Annotated in this window: 1 protein-coding gene; it reads right to left on the bottom strand. The window is 50.9% G+C overall.

Features of this window, described 5'->3' with window-relative positions; genetic code table 11:
• Positions 1-468: AAA family ATPase (locus tag ELS82_RS25935; protein WP_134837859.1), on the bottom strand; the 468-nt coding region annotated here is incomplete at both ends.

The following is a 468-nucleotide window of genomic DNA, read 5'->3' on the forward strand; positions in this document are numbered from 1 at the left end:
CACTTCATAAGGCAACTTCTCTGTGGCCATTTGTTGCGCTTTACGAGGGTCGTTAGCGTTTTCTTCCAGTGTTGAAATCACATGTTGGGTTTTCCCTTGCCCGTCAGGCGCCTGTTGACGGAGTTTGTCGAGCGCACTGTCAGGCTGTTTATCAAGGATGTTATGTACCGCACCCAGAGTGGCTGGATCACGCTGACGGATGATGTCGGTCATTTGGGCGGTATCAATCACATGCGCGGAGTTGAGGAGACCTTTTGTCATGGCTAACTCAAACGGTTTACCGGCATTGAGGGACAATAGCTGCTCTTTGTCGCCGATCAGGACCGCTTTGGACTGGCTCTGTAGGACCAGGTCAGTGAACTCTTTCGCTTGCTTATTACTGACCATGGAACTCTCATCAAGGAAGAACAGGGTATTTTTGTACGCTTCCGCTGAGGTGGCGCCGCGGCGCAGATTGGTTAATACATT

Origin of the sequence: Vibrio ouci, assembly GCF_004551525.1 — a bacterium.
In the GTDB taxonomy this organism is placed as follows: Bacteria; Pseudomonadota; Gammaproteobacteria; order Enterobacterales; family Vibrionaceae; genus Vibrio; species Vibrio ouci.